We start from the raw sequence: 6,044 nt of genomic DNA, 5'->3' as shown, positions 1-6,044 counted from the left end.
ACTCTTTTTATTATTTCTACTATATTATGAATTTTAAGTTCTTTAGATAAGTTTATTAAGTCATTCATTATTTGATGGTTTTTATATTTATTTCTGATATAAGTTAGCTTTTTTTCTAGATTTTTTGGAGTAGTTCCCCTAAATAGTGCTCTCATTATTTCATAATTAGTTAACAACCTAAAATCTCCGATGTTTTGTTTATAGTCTTGATTAAGGAGTATTATATACATGTTTTCAAAATGTCTATACTTGTAAATATAATCTATAACCTTTGATTTGAATTTTTTGTCTTTTATTCTCATTTTATATGTTCTTATATTTTTATTTCCGGTTATAGATTTATTCATTTTCTTTTAACTCCCTCTATAATTTTTTTAACTACTTTTTGAATTTATAATTGTTTTAAGGTTTTTATAAGTTTTTATAAATATTTTGTAACTGTTAATTAGCCTCTATTATAGTAAAATCTTACTTCTTCAATATCTGGTTGGGAAAAAGGTAAAACTGGTATAGGATCCATAGGTATTACTAAATCTAAAAGAGCAACTATTATTAATCCCCAGATTGCAGCTTTAACAATCCAGTTACCATTTTCACTTACCCTCTTAACAATCCTTTTTGCTGCTGATACAACTGCTGATACAGCATCTTTCCAATTATTAAAACATTTATCAATTATGGTACTCTTGCTAACACTATCCCATACATACAAACAATTTCTTCCATTTCTAGAGTATTTAGCTATGTGGAAATTTAAAACCTGTCTATTATTCTTAACTTTTGTAACTATAAGATTTACATGATTTACAGGATAATTTTGAAATTTACCAAATCTTCCAAAATGTTGGTTTGTCATTTTAAATTCCAAATTCCCCACTTTGTATGGCCCCCAAGCTAATCCAGCACTATTTAATACTTTATAATATAAACTTTTATTTAAAATAGCACTATTTTCAATCCTTTTCAATAAGTTACCATTTTCTAGTATTCTTAATTCTTTGACATTGCTATAATATAATTTTTTTGCAAATACACTATTCCCTGAACTAATTAAAATTACTATAGCTAGGAAGAAACTTAAAAATCTAATATTTTTTCTCATATAAATATCTCCCTCTTCTAAAACAATACTGTCAAAGATTTTAATATAATATTCAACTCAATTCATTGATTTTACCTGAAATTCACCTCAAAACCCTATACCCCCTCAAAATTCAAATTATTATAATAACCACCAAATTTTATAATTGTTAAAAAAATCAAAATTATTTAATAATAGGTGCATTGTCTAATATAGATTGTATATAATATATATATGGAATGTCAAGTGTTTTTTTTCTTTAATATAAACATTTGTTTATATAGGTAAAATACTCCAAAATGATCAAATCATATTTTCTGATTCTAAAAAAGATATTCCCTTGTTCCACTTTATATTAATTTATTTAATTACATATTATATTTACTCTCAATTTTCTGCAATTCTTTACTCATTTCTTCAACAGCTGTGCAATCTGCTTTGTTAGCGTTAAATGACAGTATCGCTCTTCCTAAAAACGGAATAGTCGCAGAAAGTGCAGAAGAGACGATTAAAAATTTAGGGATATTAAGTAAGAAAGGTATAAATACTACTGATAAAGTTATTTTAGAAATTATGAATAAATAGATTTAAAACGATAAAAACGTGGCAAATTCATTTATGCCACGTTTTTTGAATTTAATTCTTTTAATTTTTTAATGTCTTTCTCTAAAAGATTTAATATCTGAATGGCTCTATTAATCTCTTCATCAGTAATATAATTATTTTTTTTAACCAATTGCTTATAATTTTTAGCTATAGAACTATATACTTCATGATATGATTTAATAAATTTAAGCATGTTTTTATCAAATCTTTTTTCGTCAATCAACTTTTGAATAACCTTATTAAGATTTTGAGAAAATTTTTTTGTTTCATACTTTAATTCCAAGCTACATCCAGACAACTTCTCTACCGCTTCATTTCTTCCATCTTTAGGATTAAATATTGTTACCATTGAAGGAAATGAATTTGCAGCCCCTTCAGTATATGATAATCTTCTTATTAATTCATCTTTTGAATAAGTATCGCTAAACTCTTTTATAAAGTATAGATTTGACTCAATGCTTCCTAATAATAGTGCCTGATTAAGTAAATGTTCTCTAATCCCTTCTCTATAGAATAATCCTTTAGAAACATCTATTTTCTTATTCACTCTAGTACAAGAAACTATCACTAAAATGCTAATAATAAATATCATTATAACTACAGATTTTTTAGATTTCATAGCCCCACTTCCTATATTATTATCAAAACCTCTATCAAGAGTATGTATACCTTATGTTCCTGTTTAATATTTAAAACCTTCAAATATTTCTGTATTTTCACTCATGAATCCATTTTCTGTATTAGAAAGCAATTTATTGTAAACAGATAGTAGCATTTTGTACTCTGGTGTAAGAACTACTATCTCAAAAATATTATAACCATCTTTAATCTTGCTGAGATTTTCTAGTACTTTGCTATTCAGAACAAATATAATCAACAAAATTATTAATTTTTCTTTTAATTTAGTATATAAGTTTGTTATAATAAAACATAAACTAAACCTCTTTTCTTTTGTTTTGTGTCAAACTAATTATATCAAAGGAAAAGGAGATTTAACTCTTTTTTTGTTCAATTTATTAAATTTGTTGGTAAGTGCATAACTTCGTATTTTCTTATCCACAATATTTTTTATTCTCTTCTCAAAAAAATAGGGAAACTTAAAGTTGTTTCCTCATTAATTGCTATATAAACTGTCTTAAGGCTTTATATAAAAGTCTTATGTACTAATGATTAAAGAATTTATATTCAAAAGTTCCAAGTTTGTAATTTTCATCATCAATATAAATCATATTATAATTATATCTATATCTTCCAACCATATCTTTTTCTAGTTTTAAATTATTTTTAGTGTCGTCTATAGTTATATGCATATCAAAAAGCTTTTTCCCTTTTAAAAAGAAACCTTTTACCCCAAACACCGAAATATGTATATAATTTCTATTTCTATCTATGGAATTTATATGGTACCTAAACTCATATTTCCCTTGATATAACCATCCATCTTTGAAATATAAACTATTTCCTTTTGAGTCAATCCAATAACCTTCCAAAGCTTTTTGTAACGATAAATTCCTTCTATTTATTCTCTTATTTTTGATTTTTTTAGCTTCATTTTTATCAATCAACTCTAGATAATTCATGTCTGAATAAATCTTTTCAATTTGTTTTCCTAAATTGCTTTCACTTTTATAATAATTGCCATTATAAAATATTATATCTTTAATCACAGTAATTTTATTATATTTTGTTTTTGTATGAATAAATATATCGATTTTATAATATATCACATTTTGTTTTTCTTTGATTTTTCTTAATTTTGATTCTTCAATTAAAGAAATCAAATTATTAATATCCTTTGGATTAGTTATCTCTTTATATCTTTCTCCAATCTGGATTTTAATATAATCTATATCTCCTTTAAACATTAATTTAGTATAGTTATCACATCCAACTAACATGAAAATACATGGCAATATCATTAGAAAAACATATATGTTTTTTTTAATCACACTCCACCCTTTCTTTAATCTGTAATCGGAACACATAAATAATAAACTCTAATATTAGAGTTTATTATTTATGTGTTAGTTTTATGTTAGTTTTAATAAGCTTTATAAATATAAGTTACAATTTTATAACGAGTAAAATAACCATTACCAAACATATCAGTTGCATGAAATACTGGTTCTGTATATGTAGTTTTAGTAGTATAGTTATATCCATTATTGAATGTTAGCGATTTATAATAAGTATGTGTACTAGTAGTTTCCCAAAATAACTGTCCAGTGTACTTGACCTGATGGTAAACTTTTTTATCAACTACTTCTTCTGCATGAGACATAATACCAACACCGGCAGCCCAAACACTACTGCTTGAAACTATTAATATTAATCCGATCAATATACCTATTCCCACTTTTTTACTTATCATTTCTCCCCCTCCTAAAAAGTATTGTCAAAAATTTTAATATAATCCTTGACTCAATTCATTGATTTTACCTGAAATTCACCTCAAAACCCTACACCCTCTAAAATTTAAATTATTATAATAACCACTAAATTTTATAATTGTTAAAAAAACTAAAATTATTTAATAATAGGTGTATTATCTAATATAGATATTATATAATATATATATGGAATATCAAGTATTTTTTCTCTTTAATATAAATATTTGTTTGTATATGTAAAATAATCTAAAAATAAATAAAGCATATTTTCTAATTCTAAAAAAGATACACTAGAACCGTCCCATTGTATCCATTATATTTATTCAACCACATATTATATTTACTCTCAATTTTCTGCAATTCTTTACTCATTTCTTCATCTGTATAAGGTTTATCGGCAAAAATAACCTTGAATAAATCCTTATATAAATTTTCAATTATATTTTTATACAGTACATCATAATCACTTAATGGCCTAATTTTGCCTAATCTTAATTGCTTTAATACATACTTCCTTATCAACACTAATTTAGTACTACTGTAATTATCTCTTTCTAGTTCATCAATCAATCTTTCAATTTCCTTATTAACAGGATATTGACTAAATTTATCACTATACATTTTCAACTGAATTTCATCATCTAATAATCCGTTTATAAATTTAATTCCCATTTCTTGATTTTTGCCATTTTTATTTACAATAAACCCTTCAACCTTTAAAGGACTACTATCCACTACGTTAGGTAATATTATTTTATTTTGTATATCTATTTCTTCATCTCTATAGAAGGTCTTGAGTGGATTATACCAAATATAACTTCCCCATAACCTCTTTTCAGCATTATTAATCACTTTTTGAATAGCCTTTTTATACTCTTTTGAACTTTTCTCAAAATGCATTTTATAAAAATTTTCATACGTATAATCTTTCTCTAGAATATATCTACCTGAAAAAATTTCAGCTCTTATGTCTTTTAAACATTTTTTCACTTTATCATTATCTAGCTTAATAACCTTATTAGAACTATCTAGAATATCTAAATCATGTAATTTATAATCTAAAAGGCTAAAATATTGAAATGTGTAAATTTCTGGATTTTTTTCAAGCCACATTTTTCTTATCTTCAAATAGTCTTCCTTTTTCCAATTATCAAATATCGGTTCTTTTATTTCTAATTCCTCAAAAACTTCCTTATTTAAGGCCATAGGTAAATAAGACATGCCAAAAGGCACAAAATAGTCTGGTTCTGCTAACAGCCCCTCATAAATTTTATTAAGATTTGGGATTCTATCTTTTACATTCAAAGCAATTCCTCTGTCTATAAATTTTTTATATTCACTTCCTAAAGGAACTAATAATAAAGTTGGACCATCTTTATTATGTAATATTGAACTCAACTTTTTTTCATATGAATAACTATCAGCGGCATTAATTATATAAAATCTTACTTCAATCCCATTTTGCTTTGCAAAATCATGTATATATTCTTTCAAAACACCTTTATAATAATCAGTTTTTTTATAACCATAATCTGTTATTACTATAGTTATCTCATCATATTTGCCTTTTCGATTACTTGATTTTAATGTATCAACAGAAAAACATCCAACTAAAAATATAGCCATCAATTGAATTATTATTACAACTTTTTTCATTTATCTTCAATTCGTAATTTAAGATATTGATAAAAAGTGCCGATAAATAATATATGATGCAGATAAGTAGAAAAGACAAAGAAAAAATAATAGAATCAATTAGAAATGGAAGAATTGATGCAGCTGATATAAGTTTTCCAAATTTAATAGACGATATAATAATGAAAATGAATAGAAAGGGGTTAATAAAGGATTTAACAAAAGTATTTAAAGATAAGCGAAAGAAAAATAAGCACATACCAATGGAAAATATATTAGCTTTATCAATTGCAGCAAAGATGAAGATAAAAACAAGTTTAACAGATATACCA

8 protein-coding genes are annotated in these 6,044 nt (G+C 24.7%); 2 read left to right on the top strand and 6 right to left on the bottom strand.

The window, feature by feature from the left end:
• Together BUB51_RS11815 and BUB51_RS11810 are read right to left on the bottom strand one after the other, a co-directional pair.
• Window positions 1-347 (bottom strand): hypothetical protein (locus BUB51_RS11815; protein WP_200791963.1); only part of this gene is annotated, 347 nt, incomplete at its 3' end.
• 98 nt (window positions 348-445) lie between these two features.
• The gene (locus BUB51_RS11810; protein ID WP_073197974.1) at window positions 446-1,102 is read right to left on the bottom strand and encodes a hypothetical protein; all 657 of its coding nucleotides are present in this window, start codon (window positions 1,100-1,102) and stop codon (window positions 446-448) included.
• Between the two features lie 405 nt (window positions 1,103-1,507).
• On the opposite strand from BUB51_RS11810, the gene BUB51_RS13210 reads away from it, so the two are divergent.
• Window positions 1,508-1,666, top strand: coding sequence for a hypothetical protein (locus tag BUB51_RS13210; protein ID WP_341423357.1), 159 nt, complete (start codon window positions 1,508-1,510; stop codon window positions 1,664-1,666).
• Between the two features lie 31 nt (window positions 1,667-1,697).
• On the opposite strand, the gene BUB51_RS11800 is transcribed toward BUB51_RS13210, so the two are convergent.
• The 4 genes from BUB51_RS11800 to BUB51_RS11785 all read right to left on the bottom strand — a co-directional run bounded on the left by BUB51_RS11800 (window position 1,698) and on the right by BUB51_RS11785 (window position 5,733).
• Window positions 1,698-2,306: a hypothetical protein gene (locus tag BUB51_RS11800; RefSeq protein WP_073197972.1), complete on the bottom strand. Its 609-nt coding sequence runs from the start codon at window positions 2,304-2,306 to the stop codon at window positions 1,698-1,700.
• A 544-nt stretch (window positions 2,307-2,850) separates the two neighbouring features.
• On the bottom strand, window positions 2,851-3,636 hold the full coding sequence (locus tag BUB51_RS11795; protein WP_073197970.1) for a hypothetical protein: 786 nt from the start codon (window positions 3,634-3,636) through the stop codon (window positions 2,851-2,853).
• A 92-nt stretch (window positions 3,637-3,728) separates the two neighbouring features.
• A complete protein-coding gene (locus tag BUB51_RS11790) occupies window positions 3,729-4,058 on the bottom strand; it encodes a hypothetical protein (protein ID WP_073197969.1) in 330 nt (109 codons plus the stop codon).
• Between the two features lie 295 nt (window positions 4,059-4,353).
• Entirely contained in the window at window positions 4,354-5,733 is a 1,380-nt protein-coding gene (locus BUB51_RS11785) for an extracellular solute-binding protein (protein ID WP_073197967.1), read from the bottom strand.
• Window positions 5,734-5,786: 53 nt separating this feature from the next.
• Here BUB51_RS11785 and BUB51_RS11780 point away from each other — a divergent pair.
• Window positions 5,787-6,044, top strand: a 258-nt coding sequence (locus tag BUB51_RS11780) for a hypothetical protein (RefSeq protein WP_278294458.1), incomplete at its 3' end; no start/stop codon positions are given.

The sequence above is a fragment of the Caloranaerobacter azorensis DSM 13643 genome (genome assembly GCF_900129995.1).
In the GTDB taxonomy this organism is placed as follows: Bacteria; Bacillota; Clostridia; order Tissierellales; family Thermohalobacteraceae; genus Caloranaerobacter; species Caloranaerobacter azorensis.
The sequence above is the reverse complement of the archived record's forward strand: the minus strand, read 5'-3'. Positions and strand labels throughout refer to the sequence as shown.